Below are 18,955 nucleotides of genomic sequence, written 5' to 3'. Positions count from 1 at the left end.
GTCATAGGCTCCGCGTACGGTCTGCGCATGGTTGATCAGAGACCCCCTTTGTCATCGGTGTGCGATTTCGCGACCTGGGAGCCCGTGCTGCGGCTCATGTTGGCCGACGACAGGGACCGGCGTGCTGCCCGGTCGGCCCGTGTCGCAGGACGCATCAGCCAATACGGCTGGAGCTTGGCCCACCTGGGGTCCATGTCGTCGACGGCGCGGAGCGCGGTGGAGGACATACAGAGGGCGCTCGCGCGCGGCAAAGTCCAGGAGATCGCATTCAGGGCGGAGGCCCGACCGGACGGAAGGACCACGCTCGGCCTGGTCTGGCCGAGCCCCGTCGTGGAACCGGCTGTCGGCTACCCGGACCTGGGGGTGTTGATCCTGGTCGACGGCTCCCTCGCCGAGCCCTGGCTCCGTCGTCCCGATCCGGTGCCCGGGGCGGTGCCGGCGCCATCGGCGGATCTGGAGTTGCTGGAGCGGACGCTGCGCGAGCGGTTGCCCGGCGCCATCGGCGCGACGGAGGAGGAAATCGCCGCCGCCGAAGCGCGCCTGGGTGTCACCCTGTCCGATGAGCTCAAGGTGCTCTACCGGGTGACACGGGTGGACTGGGGCGACGACTTCGAGGAGGCGGACCGCGCCGGCGAGGCCGTTGGCTGCGAGCTCTCCGGCCTGGAACACCTGTACAGCGTCGATGCGGCAGTGCGTCACCCCGGCTGGGACCTCGGCGCGACGCATGCGATCAGCACCGCACCCGATGCCGCGGTGCAGAGCCTGGCCGGCTCACCGGGCTGGATCGGCTTCGGGAGCAACGGCGGCGACGAGTTCGCGGTCGATCTGACTCCCGGCCCGGCAGGACACTTCGGGCAGATCATCCTGGTCGATCACGAGCAGAGCCTCGGTGCCCAGCTCGTGGCCGATTCCCTCACCGATTTCGTCCTGGGCCGGATGCGGGAGGAACGCCCCGACCGCCGCAGAGACAAGCTTCCCGCCGTGGCCAGGGTCGGCAGCGGACACCTTGAAACCATCCAGGCCGCCGCCCATCCCGCCCTGGAAGTCCTGTCCATCGACGCCCGGCACGGCGCACCGTTCAGCCTCGCGCCTGTCGCCGGACTGCCCCGCCTGCGCACCCTCACCGCCTTGCCCGGCACCCTGGCCGACCCCTTGGAGGTCGCCGGGCTCACCGGCCTGGAATTCCTGGAACTCGGCGCGCAGGAATGGCGCGTCCTCCTGGACGCCGGAGCCGTACCGCGCACCCTGAAGGCCGCAGCCATCAAGGTACGGGACCAGGACCACCTGCCCGTCGTGGCCATCGCCAACGAGATCCTGGCCCTCTGGGACCGCCCCCACATCACACAAACGCTCATCGAGGGAGACCTCGGCCCCGCGGTCTAGCCGGCGGCGCTGAGCAGCCGGGCGGGGTGCCTGCGTGGGTTCGCGGGTGACGAGCGCCGGCCATCTGACTCAGGGGGCTCGAGTGGCCGTATGCCACCTGGTCCGTCACGACCGGGAAGAGCTCGCACAGCGACGATGGCGCCCGGTGAGGCGTAACACATCGCGAGCGGCCCGGATACGAGCCTCAGTCTCATCAGCGGCCAGCCGATTCGGACTTGGGTGTGTCCCCGCCAGGCGTTGGTCGGGGTCGGGAAGGGAACCGGCGGTGTCGGACCGCGCTGGTAGCGTGCCGAGTCCGGCGAAAACGATCACGAAGGGACGGCGGCGGTGCAGGAAGTGACGCCCCACGAAGTCAGCGGTCAGAGCATGGCCCACGCACTCGAGGACATCAGAGGACGGGCTTTCGGGCAATGGCACTGGATGCAGTACGGCGGCATGTCCATGAATCGGCTGGGGGAGATGCGGGACGAGCTCCTCGACCACGCCGCCGCCCGCTCCGCGAACGACCTCACCCTCGACGGGCCGCTGCGCGACGTCCTGCACACGGCCGCGGAGTGCTCTCTGGGGCTGCTGAGCATCGGCTGCTTCCCCAACGGCGACCAAGAGATCCGCTTCCCGCTCATCGGCGAGATGCTCAGCAGTGACGACAAGGCGTTCGCGGACATCGTCGAGGAGGCCCCCACGGCCGCAACGTGGGTGGACACGTTCGCCATATGCCTCGTCAGCGGCCTGGTGTGGGAATGGCGGCGGGTGATCGGCGGCCTGCTGCGCGAGGACTACGCCCCTGCGATCCGTGACGGGGTGCCCTACTCGGACCACGAGTCCGTCTCCGACCCGGCGCACCTCGCCGAGATGGACGCACTGTGCGGCTACCTGGCCCTGTCGGCCGGGCACCTGCCGCGCGACTGGCCCACCGTGACGCTGTGCAAGCCGGATGCCGGTGAGCGTGCCGCGGCGGCCCGAAAGCTGGACGAGGCCGGCGCTTCGGCACCGGACCAGCGCCTCCTTCGCGTCCTCCTTGACGACGACCAGCCCGCCTTCGAACAGGCCCTGGTGGCCCGGCTCCTTGAACACCGCGACGCCGTGGGAGATGACCCCGCCCCCAGGACCCTGCTGCCGCTCGCCACTCTTGCCGTGGCCGCACTGGCGGTCCAGGTGCACGGCTGGGACCTCGGTGTCCGCTCAGGATACCTGCCGCCGGCCTTGCTCGGCTCTCCAGAGGCACTGGCCCTAGCGGCCGCCGCCGGGGGAAACGACCTGGGCAACCGGGCCGCAAGGTAAGCCGAGGCCCTTCCTGCCCCAAGTCCCAGCCGGAGATAGCCGGGCCCCTACATCGAACGCTCGGTCACGCACGCATGGTCCGGCGAAGTGCCCGGATTCGGGCCGGGCGAGATCAAATTCCCGGTGAAGCGGATCGACAGGAACAACAACGTCCTGCTCGCCGCTGCGCGGGGCGAGTGGTTCCCCTCGGTCACCTTTGCCGGGGTCGGCTTCCGCGACCACTTGCGGATGGCCATGATGAAGTTGACCGTCAACGAGTGGGAAGCGGTGTTCAAGCGACGGCGCCTGGCCGTGACCCGGCGGGGCCGCGCCCTGCGCATCAACGTCTGTGGGCGCGCCTACCGCTACCAGGTGCCGTAACCACGACCCGTTCGGAGTGGAGACACCCTCGGACGATTTCCGGCGTGGCGCAGGGGGACATCGACAACGTCGACATCTGAGCACCGAGTCTTGTCCGTGCTGCCTGGGCCGTCAGAGCTTCCGCAGGCAGAGCTTCATGTCGTCGAACGTCTCCACGCTGTACCTGGTGTTGGTCTCGGACCAGCCCGTGCCGGTGTCCGCGCAGCCCTTGGGTAACGACGACGTTCCGTCGAGACGGGCCAGCACCTCGAAGAAGGCGTCGGGGTAGAAGCGCCTCTCGTCTTCGGCGAAGGCCTTGCGGACCTTCATGAGGGCGCACGGCATGGTGTGCCACTTCTCCCGGGGGTCGACCTTTCCGTCGTGCACGGGGTACCACCGATGGGCGCAGTCACCGGCCCGGGCTTCGGCGATGTCCCCTTCGTACAGGGGACTGGCCACGCTGACGAGGCCCGCGATGAAGGCGAGTGCGAGGAGGACCCCGAAGGCGTCCAGCGCGAGGCGCAGCGGGCGGGGCCAAGGAGCCCGGGGAATGGTGGCCGTGGGCGTGCCGATGCCGGCGATCACCGCGCCGGTGCGGGCAGGCTTCCCGGCGGGTCGGTGGATGGTGTACAGAGTGCCCTTCTTCGGCGCGGTGATCACGATGTTCCCGCGGGGCGAGGCGACTTCGAGCAGCGGATCGTTCTTGGCGACCGTGTCGCCGACCTGCTTGAGCCAGCGGACGACGGTCGTCTTCTTCACTCCGCCCGTCTCGCCGGGAATCCAGGGCAGGACCACGGGCGAGTACCCCGCGACGGTGGCCTTGACCTTCGCGGGGAAGGTCCCGGGGTGGGGTGAGTGGGTGATCCGGTCCTCGGTGGGTGCCTGGTCGTCCACCAAGGTCGGCGGGTGGGGGACCACGGCAGTGGACAACTCGCCGGTCTTCAAGGCCTGCTCGGCGATCATCGCGGTGACGTCCGGCGGCAGCCAGTCCGTGGTGGGGCGGGCCTGCCCGGCGCAGTGCTCCAGGACCTCGGCGACGCCGGGGCGGCGGCCCGGGTCCTTGGAGAAGCAGGCCTCGATCAGCGGGGCGAGCTCCGCGGGGAGGCCGGTGAGGTCGGGTTCGTCGTGGACCACGCGGTAGACGATGGCCTCGGTGGGACCGTCACCGAACGGACCTCGGCCGGTGGCGGCGTACGCGAGTACTGCGGCGAGGCTGAACACGTCGCTCGCCGGGGTGATCGGGCGGCTTCGGATCTGCTCGGGGGACATGAACGCCGGGGTGCCGATCACGGTCGTGTTGGTGAGGCTTGAGGTGGCGTCGAGGGCGCGGGCGATGCCGAAGTCGATGACGCGGGGGCCGTCCTCGGCGAGGATCACGTTGCCGGGCTTGAGGTCCCGGTGCACCAGTGCGCAGGCGTGGATGGCGGCCAGTCCCTCGGCGAGGCCGGCGCCGAGCACGGTTACCGTGCCGGCCGGCATCGGACCGTACCGGGCCACCGCCTCGCGCAGCGACGGGCCGGGGATGTACGAGGTGACCATCCACGGCGGGTCGGCCTCGGGGTCGGCGTCCACCACCTGCGCGGTGTAGAAGCCGCCGACGCGCCGCGCGGCCTCTACCTCCTGGGCGAACCGCCGCTTGAACTGCGGGTCCTCGGCGAGTTCCGACCGGACCAGTTTCACGGCCACCGTCCGCCCGCCGCGCGAGCGCCCGAGGAACACCTGCCCCATGCCACCGCTGCCCAGACGTGCGAGCAGGCGGTACGGTCCGACCTCCAACGGATCGCCGGCTGACAGCGGTTTCATCCCATCGTCCCCCGTTGGCACTGCGCACGTCACGTCCGGAACGAAGCCATGTTTTCAGCAACTGCGATCAAACAAAAGCGAACTGATGCATCGCCAGGGCGGATGCCGTGAAGGTACGCGCAAAGAATGAATTGAACGCGTTCAGCCCGGCTGGCAGAATGGATCCGCGCCGCCGGCGCCTGGTTGCCGGACGCCGCGTTCATTTCGCCGTGCCGCGAGGGGGGTTGGCCGTGGATCAGAAACGGTCGTACGGCCGGATGCTGCTGGTCTCGGTGCTGGTGGGCTGCCTGGAGGTCGCGCTCGCCGTCGTGGTGGTCCTCCTGTACGTCCGGACGCAGCCGCCGCCGGACACCCCGGTCGACCACGCCGCCCTGTTGGCGGGCCTGCTCTCCTTCGGTGTGATCGTCGGCGTGATCGCGTTCCTGCTGTCCCTGGTCTTCGTGCTGCCGGCTGTGGCACTGGCCGACCTGCTCGGGCGCCGGATCGGCGGCCGCGAAGCGTGGTGGTGGGTGCCGCTGACGGTGGCGGCCCTGGTGGCGCCGCCGATCGCGACCTTCGCGGCGTACAACCGCGTGGAGGCGCGGCCCGTGCTCGTCTTCTGGGCGGCGGCCACGGCCGCGCTCTCGGTGGGCGGCCTGGTTGCCCGGCCCCGACACCCGGGACTCATCCGGCAAGTGGCCCTGTGGGGCACGGCGGTGGTGGTGGGGACGGGCCTGCTCGGCGCACTCGGGCTCACCGCCGGCCTGCTGCCCGCGTACGAGCCGCCGGCGATCGGTCCGACCACCATGACCGGCACCTGGGTCGACCACACCAGCGGAACCCTGGTCTTCACGTCCGACGGCCGGGTCACGGCCTCCGGCGTCGGCGAGCACGCTCCCGACGACCACCCCAGCGGCCCGTCGCGGCGGTGTTCGGGCTCCGGCACCTGGTCATACGAGCCCGGGGGGGACGTCTGGACCCAGGAAGTCCGCATCAGCGTCTCAGGGTGTTCCTGGCCGGCATGGAGCGTCGGCGGCACCGACCGGAAGCCTTGGATCTACCAGCACGTCGGTCAGCCGGGCTCCGGAAAGACGTACGAGCTGCGGAAGGCCACCGACGGGTCCTGAGCAGCTGCGGTACAGGGCGGTCCGGCGGGCCGGTGGCGCGCCCGTGGTCCCGGGCGCAGGGCCCCATGTTGCCCCACCCGCAGGCCATGTCGACCGGGCCCTCCGCTCGTTGGGAATGGGTGTCGCGTCCACGCCGGCCTTCCCCCGAAGGCATTCCGCTCTCCGAAGGCTCCTCCTCGCCCCGCAAGCACTTCGTCGTCGCCGCCATGGGCTGCGCCGGGGGCATGGTCATGCTGGACCAGACGGTCGTCGCGGTCGCCCTCGACCCGGTGGCGCGGAGCCTGGACCTGTCCACGTTCGTCATGCACGCCGTGGTGCTCGTCTACAGCCTGGCGATGTCCGCGTTCACGCCGGTCGGAGCCATGGCCGCACGTCGGTTCGGTCTGCTGCGCACCTTCCAGTTCGGGACCGCGGTGTTCGTGGTCGCTTCCGGGCTCTGCGGCCTCGCGCCGGGCGGAGATGTCGCCGAGCCGTACATGCTCACGGCGAGGGCCGTGCAGGGCATGGGCGGCGCGCTGATGCTGCCGGTGGCCACCACGTTGATCGCGGACGTGTACGAGGAGCACGAACGCGGCCGGGCGCTCGCGGTCTACGCGGGCCTGGCCCAGGTCTTCTTCGTCCTGGGCCCCGTAGTGGGGGCCTTCCTCATCGAGTTCCTCGGATGGCGGTCGGTCTTCCTCGTCAACGTGCCTGTCGGCGCGTTGACGCTGTGGGTGATCGCCGAAGCACGCGTGCGCAAGGAGGCCGAAGGCGGCACGCTCACCGCAGGTCAGCCCCTCGCCGTGATCTTCTCGCTGGGCGTGCTCGTCCTCGGGCTCTACCAGTGCGGCGTCTGGGGCGTCACCGACCTCAGGACGCTCACCGCCCTCGTGACGGGCGCACTGGCGCTGGCCCTGGCCGTGCGGCTCGTCCTGCGATCGTCGCGGCCCCTCGTCGACCTGCGGCTGTTGCGCATCCGTCCGTACGCCGTGGAGGTGGCGATCACCTTCATGGTGCAGGCCGCGCAGCTGATCGTGATCGTGCACGGCACGCTGTTTCTGCGACAGGTCATGCACCTGTCGCTCCCGGCCACCGGCACTTCCCTGATTCCCCTGGTCGCAGGCTTGGCGACGGGTACCTTCCTGTCCGGGTACCTGCTGGACCACTTCCGGTCGATCCGGGTGCCCGCACTGATCGGCCTGGCGGTCGCCACGTTGGGTGCGGTGGCCTGGACGGTCGCGCTGCCGTCGCGAGAGTACCTCTGGCAGGTGCCCGGCATGATCCTCGCCGGGATGGGGATGGGCCTGCCGGTACCCGCCCTGAGTGCCGAGATGATGCGTGCGGTCCCCGCGGACAAGCGGAGCGACGCGTCCGTCGTCCGGCAGACGTTCCGTCAACTGGGCGGGGCGATCGGTCTGGCGAGCGCGGGAGCCGTCGTCCTGGGCATCAACGACGACGCGGCGGACGCGTCCGGCATCGTCAGTGCCGCGGCCACCCCCGGCGCCTTCGTGCTGGCGTGCTGTGTCCTGGGCATCGCACTGCTCCTCGCGGCCATGACGCTGCCGAAGGGCCGACCGGCCACCGCGCGCTGACCCCTGGGTCCAACCAACCCAACCCAACCCAACCCAGTCCAGTCCAGCCCAGCGCCCTCGCCGCGGTCGGCGGAGGCCCACTGGTGGGCGCGCGGGGAGCTGGGGCACCATCTTCCTGCTCGACCAGCGCTCTCGGCTCCACCTGCCCTGCCATCCCACCGTCACGGTCACCAGCAGGAGGAAGATCCCCGATGAAGATCCGCTCGGTCATCGCCGCACTGGTCCTCGTATTGGGTGTGCTCTTCACCCCCGGCGTCGGCATCCTCGGCGGCGCCACGGAAGCCCACGCGGCCACCAAGATCAGCCATGCGACGGCGACTTCGATGTTCCGCAGCTCCGGCATCACCTGGTCCTCGTCCGGTGGCTGTTCCGACCGCTACAACTCCACCTGTACGTCCTTCGAGCAGCTCAACCTCGCCACCGCCAAAGGCGCACAGACCCTCAAGAGCGCCAGCGGCTGCGCACTGAACATCACCGGGGGCACCGAGGTCGGCCACGCCGGCGGTACGTACTCGCACTGGAACGGCTACAAGCTCGACTTCAGCAAGTACACCTGTCTCGGCACGTACATCAAGAACACGTTCACCTACATCGGGCTGCGCGGCGACGGCGCGCCCCAGTGGAAGTCCGGTGCCGGCAACGTCTACGCCGACGAGGGCAGCCACTGGGACGTGACCTACTACAACTGCGGAGGCTGCTGATCAGGTCACTGCGGCCCGGCGCCGCGCCGTGAGGCATGCGGCCGACATGTCGTCGGCCGCCGCTGCCTGCCCCAGAGCCGGGCGGGCCGTTCCTTCGGGCGCCGCGGCCACCGTCCCGAAGTAACTATCTGGTTATTGACACCCTGGTGTCCGGTGCTCCAGACTCAAACTATCCAGTTAGTTACCACCCGCCCCCAGGGGAGCACCATGGAGATCCGCGCACTCGGCACGCAGGGACTGAAGGTCGGCGCCGAAGGCCTCGGCCTGATGGGCATGAGCGCCCACTACGGAGCCACCGACGAGACCGAGTCCCTCGCCACCATCGACCGCGCCCTCGAACTGGGGGTGACCCTGCTCGACACCGCCGAGGGCTACGGCCCCTTCATCAACGAACAGCTCCTCGGCAAGGCCCTCGCCGGCCGCCGCGACGCCGCCGTCGTCGCCACGAAGACCGGTGTCGAGTTCACCGACGAGGGCGACTTCCGGGGTCACAACGGCACCCCGGAGTACATCCACCGCGCCGCGGACCGCTCCCTGCGCCACCTCGGCACCGATCACATCGACCTGTACTACCTCCACCGAGTCGACCCGAACGTGCCGATCGAGGAGAGCGTCGGCGCCATGGCCGAGCTGGTCGCCGCCGGCAAGGTCGGCCACATCGGCATCAGCGAGGCCTCCGCGGCCACCATCGCCCGCGCCCACGCGGTCCACCCGCTGGCCGCCGTACAGACCGAGTACAGCCTCTTCGAGCGCGGCATCGAGCACGACGGCGTCCTGGACACGCTCCGCGAGCTCGGGATCGGCCTCGTGGCCTACTCGCCGCTCGGCCGCGGATTCCTCTCCGGCGCCGTGACCAGCCCGGACGACTTCGCCGCCGACGACTTCCGGCGTACGGACCCCCGCTTCCAGGGGGAGAACTTCGCCCGCAACCTGGCCGTCGTCGAGCGGGTCCGCCACCTCGCCGAGGAGAAGGGCGTCACGCCGTCCCAGCTCGCGCTGGCCTGGACCTTGCGCATGGGTGCCGTACCGATCCCGGGGACCAAGCGCCGCCGCTACCTGGAGGAGAACGTCGCCGCGACCGCGGTCACCCTCACCGACGCCGACCTCGCCTCCATCGACGCCGTCGCCCCGCACGGCGTGGTCGCGGGGGACCGCTACGCCCCCGAGCTCATGAAGTCGCTGAACGGCTGACCGCGGAGCGGCCGGGCATGGTGCCGCCGGCCCTGCTTCCGCCGGTCGGAATCGGCTCGGTGTCCCATAATGGGTGGATAGATGTGCAGGTGGAAGGGGACGACTCGTGCCATCGGTCCGGCCGGGGGACGAGAAGGCTCAGGCCCCCCTCCGGTCCGAGCCGGGAGCACTGCTCGAACACGTTCCGGTGGCCGTCTTCGGCCTGGACGACGAGAATCTGGTCTGCTTCTGGGGGCCCGGCGCGCAGCAGCTCTTCGGGTACGACTCCTCGGCAGTCCTGTCGAAGCCCGGCGCCCTCCTCTTCGCCGACGCGGTCGAGGGCAGCTCGGACTCGTGCGCCCTGTTGGTGGAGCGTGGCAGGACCCAGGGGTACTGGAGGGGCCGACTGACGGCAAGGCATCGCGACGGCAGGGCCTTCGCCTGCGGCTTTCGAGTCTTCGTCCTGACCGGCCCCGGAAAGCGGCCGGTGGTGATGGGTCTGGCGAGCTCCAGCGACGAGCTCGACCGGGTCAAGACCAACCTCGCCTTCCTCGACGCCCTCTTCGAGACCTGTCCCATCGGGCTGGTCATGCTCGACCCCGACCTCCGGTTCATCCACCTCAACCAGGCTCTCGCCGACATGGACGGCCTCGCCATCGAAGACCACCTCGGCCGGCACATGGACGAAGTCGTGATCACGGCCGACGACGGCGAGTACCAGCGCATGCTCCGCGGCGTTGCGGCGGGGGGAGCGCCGGTCGTGGGAGCGCTGGTGGGCATGCGGCCCCGCGGGCACCCCGACCGTGATCAAGTGCGGTCGGTGAGCTTCTTCCCCCTGAGCCAGGCGGTCGGCTCGAGCCCCGGGGTGGGCGGCCTGATGGTGGATGTGACGGACCGGGAACAGGCCATCCTGGAGGCCACGGCCGGCCGCCAACGTCTGGCGCTGCTGGATCGTGCCGCCGCTCGTATCGGCACCACCCTGGACGTGAACGTGACGGCGCAGGAACTGGTCGACGCGGTGATGCCCGACTTCTGCGACGGGGCGGTGGTCGAAGTCGTGGAATGGATGAACGAGGCGGAGGAGTTTGATCCGGCGCGGCCGCTGTTCACCCGCCGGATTGCCTCCGGAACGATCCTGCCGCCTCCGGCCACGGAACTCGTGAGCGGGGTGGAGACCGTACGCTACCCACCCGGCTCCGTCATCCACGACATGCTGCGCACCGGCCGTCCCATCTCCGCCGTGGTGGACGATGAGCTCGTGGCCCGGACGGTCGTCATCGAGGCGCGCGCCAGGCTCCTCGCCGGCAGCGGGTTGGGCTGCATCCTCGTCGCCCCGCTCGTGGCCAGGGGGACCGTCCAGGGAATCGCCATGTTCGGCCGGTCCGCGGAGCGGCCGGTGTTCACCCGAGACGACCTCAGTCTTGCCGGTGAGCTCTCCTCGCGCGCCGCGATCTGCCTGGACAACGCCCGTCTGTACAGCCGGGTCCAGGACATCTCGCTCACGCTCCAACGGGCGCTGCTGCCGAGCGCATTGGCGAGGAGCCGGTTCGTCGAGGTGGCTCACCGGTACCTGCCGGGCGGTCGTATCACCGAGGTCGGGGGCGACTGGTACGACGTGATCAACCTGCCCGGTGACCGGGTGGCTCTCGTGGTGGGCGACGTCATGGGGCACGGTGTGCCGGCCGCCGCGGCCATGGGCCGACTCCGTATCACCACCAAGGCCCTTGCCCGGCAGGACCTGCAGCCGGGCGACCTGCTCACCGAGCTCGACGAGTGCGCCCGCGAGGCCGGCATCGAACTGGCGACGTGCCTGTACATCGTGTACGACCCGGCGACGGGGATCGCGGCCATCGCCGGCGCCGGCCACCCCCCGCCCCTGGTCCTGCGGCCGGACGGCACGGTCGAAACGGTCGAGGCCGTGCAGGGAGTCCCGCTCGGCGTCGGCGACTTCCCGTTCGAGACGGCTGAGCTCGCGCTCCCCGACAACGCGGTCCTCGCCCTGTACACGGACGGCCTCGTCGAGGCCCGGGGCCGGGACATCGATGCCGGCCTGGAGGCATTGCGCATGGAACTCATGGAAACCTCTGGTCCGTTGGAGTCGATGGCGGACCGCGTTCTCGCGAAACTGCTGCCGCATCCACCGGCCGACGACACCGTGCTCGTCCTGGCCCGTGTCCACCGGGCCGCATCCCTCGACCGTGGGGATGAAGGGCAGGACGTGCGTCGCCCTCCTCAGTCTCCCGAGCGCGGTCGGCCTTGAGGCTGCCGAAGAGGCTGTCCGCTCGCCTGCTCGGCCAGGCCCGCGCCTGCTCGGCCCGGCCGCGCCGGCTGCCCACATCAGCCGAGGAATGACAGCCGTACGGTGCGCCGCGGGTTGTCCCCGTTGGTGTCCACCAGGACGACCGACTGCCAGGTACCCAAAGCGAGTTCGCCTCCGACCACCGGCAGCGTGGCGTGCGGCGGCACGAGCGCCGGAAGCACGTGGTCGCGGCCGTGGCCGGGGGAGCCGTGCCGGTGGCGCCAGCGGTCGTCGGCGGGCAGCAGCGTACGCAGGGCGTCCAGCAGGTCGTCGTCACTGCCCGCGCCCGTCTCGATGACGGCGAGCCCGGCCGTCGCGTGCGGGGTGAACACGTTGAGGAGCCCGTCGCGCCCTCGGGCGACGTCGCGGAGGAAGCGGGCGCAGGCAGCGGTCAGATCGTGCACGGTCTCCACGGAGCCGGTGGCGACGTCGATGGTCCGGGTGGTGAAGGTGTCGGTCATCCCTCCATCCTCGCGCGGCGCCCGCGACCGGCCGTCAGGCGCGCGGCGGCCACCGACCTCTGGCCGGCGTGCGCCGCGCCTCCCCGCGAGGGACCATGGAAACCGTGAAGGACAGCGGAGCCGCCGCTGGGGGCGCCTCCCGTGATGCTGTGGGTGGACACGGCCCGCCGGCCGCGACCGCGCCGGGGGAGACCGGCCGGAGGGGGAGGGTCTCCCACCAGAGGCTCGCCTTCGCAGCCATGATCTTCGCCGTCGCGATGGTCTTCGTGGACCAGACGGTCGTCAGCGTCGCCGCTCCCAGCATCGTCGAGGAACTCGGCCTCTCGTCCTCCGGAATGCAGCGGGTGGTCAACGTCTACCTGCTCGCGCTCGCCGCGTTCTTCGCACTCGGCGGGCGCCTGTCCGACATCTTCGGGCACCGACGGGTGGTGGTGGCGGGCACGCTCGTCTTCGTCGTCTCCTCCGTGCTGTGCGGATCGGTCCCGTCCGGAGACTTCGCCGAGAGCTGGCTGCTCATCTTCCGCGCCACCCAGGGGCTGGGCGCGGCCCTGGTGTTCCCCTCCGCCCTCGCCGTGGTCGTTTCCGTCTTCCCGGTCGACAAACGGGGCCGGGCGCTGGCCCTGTTCTATGTCCTCGCCGGGTGTCTCACCGCCCTCGGACCGCTGGTCGGCGGTTGGCTCACCGCCTGGACCTGGCGTGCCGTCTTCTGGATCAACCTCCCTGTCGCCGTCGTCGCACTCGTCCTGACCGCGCTGGCGCGCGTCCCTGACATCCGGCGGCGCGAACGGGTTGACGTGCCGGGTGCCGTGCTCGTCGCCACCGGCATGGGGCTGAACGTCTTCGGCATCCAGCGGGCATCCGTCTGGGGCTGGACCAACCCGACCACCTGGGCGTGCGTCATCGGCGGGCTCGTCGTCCTCGTCCTCTTCTGCGCCTACGAACTACGCACCGACGAACCGCTGATCAAGCTGCGCGTGTTCCGGGACCGGGCGTTCACGGCCGACAGCCTGGTCCTCTTCTTCACGATGCTGGCGTTCGTCCCCGTGATGTTCTTCGCCTCGGTCTACGCGCAGATCTCGCTGAGCGCGTCCCCCCACCAGGCCGCGCTCTACCTGCTGTACTTCTTCGTCGGTTTCGGCCTCGCGGCCCAGTGGGGCGGACGGATCCTCGACAAGCGCGGCGCCCGGCCCGCGATGAGGCTGGGTACGGCGATCGGCTGCGCGGGATTCGCCCTGTGGGCGGCGAAACTGACGGACCTGTCCGCCCACGACCAGTGGCCCTACGCCTGCCTGGCCGGGGCGGGCATCGGCCTGCTGCTCTCTCCGGCCTCCACCGACGCCGTGAACAGGGCGATCGGCGCCTCGTACGGGGAGGTGACCGGCATCATCCAGACCGTACGCAACTACGCGGGCGCCGTGGGCATGGCGGTCCTCGGCTCGGTCCTCACCCATGTCACGGCCGACCGGATCCTGCACACACTCACCGCGCGGGGGCTACCCGAGGGGGAAGCCGGCGGCGCCGCCCGCGGCATCGCAGAAGCGATCACCGGGCAGCCGGACGACCGTCGGCCCATCGGCGGCGGTCCGGCCGGCGAAGCGATGCGCGGCGCCCTCCAGGACGTCCGCATGGACTTCGCGGAGGCCAACCAGTGGGTCTTCTACGGCATGGCCATCGCACTCGGTGTGGCGCACCTGTGCACCTTGCTGCACCCGGGGACGCGGGTGACGGCCGAGGACACGGCGGCGGCGGAGGACACGGCGGCGGCGGAGGGGGCCAGGCAGGAGCGAACTCGCCACTGAGGACGCGCCGAACCGGCGCCGGACGGACGCCCGGGCCCACCGGTTCACGGGCCGGAGTTCCGGGACCTTCGCCGTACGGACAGTCCGATGACGGCGCCCGTGCAGATGATCCACACGACGCTGGGCCACGCCGAGGCGCGCTCGAGCACGCCCTGGACCCCGGGGGCCGGTCTGAGTGCCGTGAGCACCGCGAACACGACGGACGTCGCACCGCACGCGATGCCGGTGGCGCCCCAGTACGGCCGCTGCGCCTGCACGAGCGCGCTGCCCAGCAGCAGCACGCCCACGGCCCCGGCGAAGAAGCAGGTTCCGGCGGAAAGGAGGTGCATCGCGGGGCGGAGGTTGTAGGGGTTGCAGCCGGTGGACACGAGCCCCAGTCCACTGACGGCCAGTACGCCGAACGTCAGGTTCCTGAGGCGGTCCGGTGGAAAGAGCGAGGAGTTGAGCAGCGCGCCCAACGAGAGGCACAGCCCCCCGACGATCCAGGCGATGTCGGCGGCCTCGTGCCAGGGAGAGCAGAAGCGGAACCCCCCGATGCGACCGCACCGCGTCACTCCGAGCGCGGAGATGATGTGCTGCACCAGGTTCTGACTCGAAGCCCGAGGAAGGACGATGAGGTTGTTGACCACGAAGATCTGGATCAAAGAAGCCCAGAGCAAGGCCCCGATCACCAGTCTCCTCGAAGCGGTGAAGGTGAGTTGGCGCATGTGATGGTGTCCGATCCGCTGGGGAGTTCGGCGCCGGGATCGGGGGTCGCGCGGAGGTCGAAACGGTGGGGGCGAGGTGGCGGAGCGACCGCCGGCTCGGCCTACGGGATGGTCGTGGAGCCGTCCGATGGACGGCTCCACACTATGTCTTCTCGGAGCCGTCCGCGGATCACCTCGTCCCGGCGAGTCCCGCCGCGTACTGATCGGCTCTCAGTCCCCGCTGATCTCGGAGGGAGGGAGTGCGGCGAGTGCCCGCAGGGCGTTCAGGAAGCCGCGTCGATCTTCCTCCGGCAGACGAGCCAGCAGCCGTTCCTCGCGCTGTCGGATCGCCGACTGGACCGCGTCGCGCACCCGGCGCCCGGCGGGGGTGAGGGAGAGCACGCGCGCCCGCCGGTCCGCCGGATCGGGCTGCCGCCGGATCAGCCCGCGTTCTTCCAGGTCGTCGAGGACGCCGATGATCCGCGTCTTGTCGGCACCGATGTCCCGCGCCAACGCGGCTTGCGTCCGCACCGGTTCGTCGGCGAGCCCGAGCAGCACCGAGTACGCCCACATGGCCAGCCCGTGTTCGCGGAGCACCGGCAACTCGGCGGCGACCAGCGCGCGCCCCAGAGGGACGATCATCGCCGCCAGGTCGGGGCGCCCTTCGGGTGCGCTGTTCCCAGTGTTCCCAGTGTTCCCAGTGTTCCCAGTCATGGAGAAGAAGATACTCGTTGACCTATGATGCGCTCCTGCTTATCGTAAGCGCATGCATACGAACTTGGTGACCATCAAGGCTTTCAATGACCGTGCGGTACGCGAGAGCATCGCCGTGGTCCGCCGGGTGAACGTGGAGGACCTCACCCGTCCCACCCCCTGCTCGGCCTGGAACCTGGGCGAGTTGCTCGCGCACATGACGGCCCAGCACCGGGGATTCGCGGCGGCGGCGAGGGCCGACGGCGGCAGCCTGACGCACTGGAAGGCCGAGGTGCCGGGGCCGGATGCCGTGGGGCGATACCTCGCCTCCGCGGAAGCGGTCCTGGCCGCATTTGCCGAAGTCGGCTCAGAAGAGCAGGAGTTCGCCCTCCCCGAATTCGGAGCAGGCGCGGTCTTCCCGGCGATCCGGGCCATCGCATTCCACTTCCTCGACTACGTGGTCCACGCCTGGGACGTCGCCCGCGCCCTCGACCTGCCCTTCGCCCTGGACCCCGACATCCTCGATGCCGCCCTCCCCATCGCGCTGGCCGTCCCCGACGGCGCCCAACGCACGCAGTCGGGCGCCGCCTTCGCTCCGAGCCTCGCCGAGCCCAACGGCTCCGACGCCCTGAGCCGGATCCTCACGCACTTGGGCCGCTCCCTCTCATAAGGGCCTGTCCACGGCCCGGCCCCGCTGGAGCCGATGTGATCGCCCGGCTCGAACCCGTCCGGGGCGAAGCACTAGCCGGCCGCGCGGAGGCGGGTCGCGGCGGCCTCGGCCTCTCGTACGACGCGGTCCGTGTCGATGTCGACCAGCCGGCCGCCGAGCTTCAGCGCCCGCCCGTCCACGAACACGGCGTCGATGTTCTCGGGCCGCCCGTTGAAGACGATCTGGCCGACCCAGTCGAAGCGCGGTGCGAAGTTCAAGGCGGCGGGGTCGATGACCACGAGGTCGGCCCGCTTGCCGGGGGTCAGGGAGCCCACGCGGTCGGCGAGACCGAGGGCCTCGGCGCCGCCCAGCGTGGCCATCCGTAAGACGTCGTTCACCTGCGGGAAGACCCCGACCTCGGTCGTCCGGGCGCGTTGCAGACCGATGGCCGTCTTCATCAGCGCGTGAAAGTCGGAGCTGTCGTTGGTGCCACCGTCAAGGCCGAGACCGACCTTGACGCCCCGCCGCCCGAGCTCGGACAGCCGCATGATCCCGGAGGCCAGCCGCATGTTGCTGAGCGGGCAGTGGGCCGCGCGTACGTCGTGCTCGGCGACGGCGGCGATCTCGGCGTCCGTCAGGTGGATCGCATGGTTGATGAGGAGCTGAGGCCCCAGCGCGCCGATGTCGCCGAGCACCCCGATGGGGTCGTCGGCGCGCTGCTCGGGGCGTTCCAGGACATGGGAGTTGAGCATGACCCCCAGGTCCTGGGCGGCCTCCCAGTGGGCGCGGTTGTGGTCCTGGACCGCCCGCGCCGCATGTGTGGCGACCTGGAAGGAACCCAGCGGCACCGGGTCTACGAGTTCCTTCTTCACCTTTCTGACCAGCACCGCGTCGGGCGCCGGCGGGAACATCGCGTACGTGAACCGCACCCCCGTGTCGGCCAGGGCCCGCACGTAGCTCTCGATGAGGTCGTAGGAGAAGATGTCCACCCAGTCCACCAGCGTCGTCACGCCCGACTGGACGGCGTCGAGGGCCGCGAGCCGCACGAAGCTGTGGACGGCCGCGGGCGTCAGCCGCCCGCGTTGGGGGTCGGTACACCCCTGGAACCATCCGAACAGGTCCCGGTTGGTACACCCGCCCCGGATCACCGCCTGCCAGAGATGGTTGTGGGTGTCGACGAACCCCGGCATGACCAGCTTGCCGGATGCCTCCAGCACCCAGGCGTCGGGCGGCGGCCGCAGCGCGGTGCCGACGGCGGCGATGGCACCGTCCCGCATCAGGACGTCGGCGTTCTCGACGGCGCCGAGGGGACCGGCGCCGATGGCGGGGTCCATGGTGAGCACCAGGGATGCCCCGCGGAGCAGGACCGCCCGACCACCGGGAACGGGCCGACGGGAGGGGCGGTCGCGGAGTGCGGGGCGGGGCGTGACGCCGAGGAGGAGCGGCGTGGCGGCGGCCAGACCCAGGCCCGCGAGGAGGTCGCGGCGGCTGGGGACCGACGGAGGAGTGGGGAGTGACTGCATGGCGTGTTACCTCCCGAAGGCTCAGAACGGAAGGCCCGCCCGGGCGGAACGCTGAGACGGAGCGTCGAGCGGAGGCGGGAGATTACACCCAGCATTCCCAGCGAACGACCATTCGATAGATGGCCGCGGAAAACTTTTTCCGTTTTGGTCGTCAGCTCGCCATGCCATTGCCGACTCACCGTCACCTCCAGTGATCGGCAGGGGGGTTGGCGACGTGTATGACGTGCCGGCGGTTTTCGCCCTCAGCTGCGCATGGGTGCTCCGCTCCAGCCTCCTCTTCGCCGGACGGGGCCGCGGTGATCGGCACGCCGCCGGTGAAGCGCCGGCCGGCACGGCCACAGTGCCCGGAACGCGGCCGGTCGGCGGGGACCCGACTGGCCGCGGACGGTCAGTCCGTGTGGACACTCGTCCGGCAGACAGGGCGCGTTCGAAGCCAGTACGAGTGGGCCGCGATGGTCAGCGCGATGCCGTACACGGCGAAGGCGACCATCCCGATCCAGCCGACGAGCAGCGCGTCGCCCGAGGAAGGGAAGTCGCCGCGCCGCGTCGTCACTACACCGGCCGTCGCCAGGGTCAAGTATCCGACCCCCACAACGCCGTACGGGGCGAGGGTTGCGGCGCCGAGCAGAGCCGGGGCGAGCGGGAGCGGACGCGGCACCCGTCGGCCGCGAAGGAGCAGCGTCCAGCGCGGGAAGACCTGCCCCCACGGGCGGACCAGGCTCCAGAGCAGGAAAACGCCGAGTACGGCCAGCAGCGCCGTGGGGTCCAGCCCCCAGGACTCCAGGGTGAGGAAGACACCCGAGGCGCCGTTCCGCTCCATGGCCGCGAGCATCTCCTCACCGGAGATCCCGGCGAACGTTCCGCCGGACGCCCAGACGAGCTTCATCGCCGCGTAAGGGACAAAGGCCAGCGTCCCTGCCCAGGCGGCGAGTTGGACGAGCCGCGGGGCGGCGGACGGTGCTCGTACGGTAGTACCGGCGGGCCGGCGGTCGGACCTGGCCGTGGCCGCGAGCAGGACCGCCCCGACCGCCGCGAGGGCCTTGTTCGCAGTGGAGGCCCGGCTGTCCACTTCCTGACCGAGCATCAGAGAGATCACATCCATCAGCAGACTGAACGCGGTGATCCCGGCCAGCCCACAAACCACCCAGAGCAGCACCCGTAACGCCGGCCGCAGCCCGTACACCACCACCGCTCCACTGACCACCGCCGCCGGCGCACCCACCGCCACGACCACCCAACCCAGCCAGGAGGCCCCCGAATCGGCGCCATGGTAGAGCAAGGGGGTCCCGCTCAGGGCGCACGCCAGGCCGAAGCCGGCGTACAGCACCGCCCACACCATCGTTGCCCAGGCCACCCAGCGCGGCCATCGTTGCCACCAGGTGCTCCAGGGGGCCTTGATCGTCCGTTCGACATTGGTCATGTTCCGAACCTCGCACCGACCGCGGAGGGGTGGCGTCAGCCGCCGGAACGATCTCCCTCCCCCGATCGGGT

16 protein-coding genes are annotated in these 18,955 nt (G+C 70.6%); 10 read left to right on the top strand and 6 right to left on the bottom strand.

Annotated features, from left to right (window positions below; all coding sequences use genetic code 11):
* The first annotated feature begins 27 nt into the window (after positions 1-27).
* The 3 genes from ACFV9H_RS01500 (at position 28) to ACFV9H_RS01490 (ending at position 3,024) form a co-directional block, all read left to right on the top strand.
* On the top strand, positions 28-1,383 hold the full coding sequence (locus ACFV9H_RS01500; RefSeq protein WP_385391697.1) for an SMI1/KNR4 family protein: 1,356 nt from the start codon (positions 28-30) through the stop codon (positions 1,381-1,383).
* Between the two features lie 327 nt (positions 1,384-1,710).
* Entirely contained in the window at positions 1,711-2,664 is a 954-nt protein-coding gene (locus ACFV9H_RS01495; protein ID WP_385391694.1) for an immunity 49 family protein, read from the top strand.
* A gap of 87 nt (positions 2,665-2,751) precedes the next feature.
* Positions 2,752-3,024 carry a hypothetical protein gene (locus tag ACFV9H_RS01490; RefSeq protein WP_385391692.1) on the top strand — a complete coding sequence of 91 codons (273 nt, stop codon included), beginning with the start codon at positions 2,752-2,754 and terminating at the stop codon, positions 3,022-3,024.
* A gap of 111 nt (positions 3,025-3,135) precedes the next feature.
* Here the strand turns inward: ACFV9H_RS01490 and ACFV9H_RS01485 are convergent, their stop codons facing one another.
* The gene (locus tag ACFV9H_RS01485; RefSeq protein WP_385391690.1) at positions 3,136-4,806 is read right to left on the bottom strand and encodes a protein kinase; all 1,671 of its coding nucleotides are present in this window, start codon (positions 4,804-4,806) and stop codon (positions 3,136-3,138) included.
* A gap of 230 nt (positions 4,807-5,036) precedes the next feature.
* Between ACFV9H_RS01485 and ACFV9H_RS01480 the strand changes: the two genes are divergently transcribed.
* From ACFV9H_RS01480 to ACFV9H_RS01460, 5 genes are all read left to right on the top strand, one after another.
* The gene (locus ACFV9H_RS01480) at positions 5,037-5,912 is read left to right on the top strand and encodes a hypothetical protein (RefSeq protein WP_385391688.1); all 876 of its coding nucleotides are present in this window, start codon (positions 5,037-5,039) and stop codon (positions 5,910-5,912) included.
* 119 nt (positions 5,913-6,031) lie between these two features.
* On the top strand, positions 6,032-7,483 hold the full coding sequence (locus ACFV9H_RS01475; protein WP_385391686.1) for an MFS transporter: 1,452 nt from the start codon (positions 6,032-6,034) through the stop codon (positions 7,481-7,483).
* A 191-nt stretch (positions 7,484-7,674) separates the two neighbouring features.
* A complete protein-coding gene (locus tag ACFV9H_RS01470; RefSeq protein ID WP_385391684.1) occupies positions 7,675-8,184 on the top strand; it encodes a hypothetical protein in 510 nt (169 codons plus the stop codon).
* A 207-nt stretch (positions 8,185-8,391) separates the two neighbouring features.
* Positions 8,392-9,375, top strand: a complete 984-nt coding sequence (locus tag ACFV9H_RS01465; RefSeq protein WP_385391682.1) for an aldo/keto reductase — start codon at positions 8,392-8,394, stop codon at positions 9,373-9,375.
* 106 nt (positions 9,376-9,481) lie between these two features.
* The gene (locus ACFV9H_RS01460) at positions 9,482-11,614 is read left to right on the top strand and encodes a SpoIIE family protein phosphatase (protein WP_385391679.1); all 2,133 of its coding nucleotides are present in this window, start codon (positions 9,482-9,484) and stop codon (positions 11,612-11,614) included.
* Positions 11,615-11,691: 77 nt separating this feature from the next.
* Here ACFV9H_RS01460 and ACFV9H_RS01455 read toward each other — a convergent pair whose 3' ends face one another.
* Positions 11,692-12,114, bottom strand: a complete 423-nt coding sequence (locus ACFV9H_RS01455) for a YjbQ family protein (RefSeq protein WP_385391676.1) — start codon at positions 12,112-12,114, stop codon at positions 11,692-11,694.
* 95 nt (positions 12,115-12,209) lie between these two features.
* On the opposite strand from ACFV9H_RS01455, the gene ACFV9H_RS01450 reads away from it, so the two are divergent.
* Positions 12,210-13,913, top strand: coding sequence for an MFS transporter (locus ACFV9H_RS01450; RefSeq protein WP_385391674.1), 1,704 nt, complete (start codon positions 12,210-12,212; stop codon positions 13,911-13,913).
* Positions 13,914-13,957: 44 nt separating this feature from the next.
* Here the strand turns inward: ACFV9H_RS01450 and ACFV9H_RS01445 are convergent, their stop codons facing one another.
* On the bottom strand, positions 13,958-14,620 hold the full coding sequence (locus ACFV9H_RS01445) for a DUF998 domain-containing protein (RefSeq protein ID WP_385391672.1): 663 nt from the start codon (positions 14,618-14,620) through the stop codon (positions 13,958-13,960).
* Between the two features lie 210 nt (positions 14,621-14,830).
* Positions 14,831-15,313 (bottom strand): MarR family winged helix-turn-helix transcriptional regulator, encoded by a 483-nt coding sequence (locus tag ACFV9H_RS01440; protein ID WP_385391670.1) that lies wholly within the window; start codon positions 15,311-15,313, stop codon positions 14,831-14,833.
* 52 nt (positions 15,314-15,365) lie between these two features.
* Between ACFV9H_RS01440 and ACFV9H_RS01435 the strand changes: the two genes are divergently transcribed.
* Positions 15,366-15,962 (top strand): TIGR03086 family metal-binding protein, encoded by a 597-nt coding sequence (locus ACFV9H_RS01435; protein ID WP_385391668.1) that lies wholly within the window; start codon positions 15,366-15,368, stop codon positions 15,960-15,962.
* Between the two features lie 71 nt (positions 15,963-16,033).
* Here the strand turns inward: ACFV9H_RS01435 and ACFV9H_RS01430 are convergent, their stop codons facing one another.
* Positions 16,034-17,464 (bottom strand): amidohydrolase family protein, encoded by a 1,431-nt coding sequence (locus ACFV9H_RS01430; RefSeq protein WP_385391667.1) that lies wholly within the window; start codon positions 17,462-17,464, stop codon positions 16,034-16,036.
* A 388-nt stretch (positions 17,465-17,852) separates the two neighbouring features.
* On the bottom strand, positions 17,853-18,884 hold the full coding sequence (locus tag ACFV9H_RS01425; RefSeq protein ID WP_385391666.1) for a hypothetical protein: 1,032 nt from the start codon (positions 18,882-18,884) through the stop codon (positions 17,853-17,855).
* Between the last annotated feature and the right edge of the window lie 71 nt (positions 18,885-18,955).

The sequence above is a fragment of the Streptomyces sp. NPDC059874 genome (assembly GCF_042731135.1).
In the GTDB taxonomy this organism is placed as follows: domain Bacteria; phylum Actinomycetota; class Actinomycetes; order Streptomycetales; family Streptomycetaceae; genus Streptomyces.
This window is presented reverse-complemented; position numbering and strand designations above follow the sequence as displayed.